We start from the raw sequence: 611 nt of genomic DNA on the forward strand, positions 1-611 counted from the left end.
TCGTGCCGACCTGGGCAACTTCCTCGGAGGTCTTGATCTTCTTGGCAGCCTTGCCGAGCGCCGCGACGACTTCGGTCACGGCCAGGTCGATGCCGCGCTTCAGGTCCATCGGGTTCATGCCGGCGGCAACGGCCTTGTGGCCTTCCTGGACGATCGACTGCGCCAGAACGGTCGCGGTCGTGGTGCCGTCGCCGGCGATGTCGTTGGTCTTCGAAGCAACTTCGCGGACCATCTGCGCGCCCATGTTCTCGAACTTGTCTTCAAGCTCGATTTCCTTGGCGACGGTGACGCCGTCCTTGGTGATGCGCGGCGCGCCGAACGACTTGTCGATGACGACGTTGCGGCCCTTGGGGCCGAGCGTGACCTTCACCGCGTCGGCGAGGATGTTGACGCCGCGCAGCATGCGCTCGCGGGCATCACGGGAAAATTTTACGTCTTTGGCAGCCATTTTTAGCTCCTGGCAGGGGCTTTGATTGAGCCCGGGAATTCAGTTGATGAAAAGGCCTGATATCAGCCGATGATGCCCATGATGTCGGATTCCTTCATGATCAGAAGGTCTTCGCCATTGAGCTTGACTTCGGTGCCCGACCACTTGCCGAACAGGATGCGGT

The 611-nt window shown here is 60.7% G+C and carries 1 protein-coding gene and 1 pseudogene; both read right to left on the reverse strand.

What is annotated here, in order from left to right:
* The coding region (locus NKG99_RS35835) for a TCP-1/cpn60 chaperonin family protein (protein ID WP_352874191.1) at positions 1–448 on the reverse strand (448 nt) is incomplete at its 3' end.
* Between the two features lie 62 nt (positions 449–510).
* Positions 511–611, reverse strand: a pseudogene (locus NKG99_RS35840) (co-chaperone GroES); the annotation flags it as partial.

The organism is Mesorhizobium sp. M1409, assembly GCF_040317535.1.
In the GTDB taxonomy this organism is placed as follows: domain Bacteria; phylum Pseudomonadota; class Alphaproteobacteria; order Rhizobiales; family Rhizobiaceae; genus Mesorhizobium.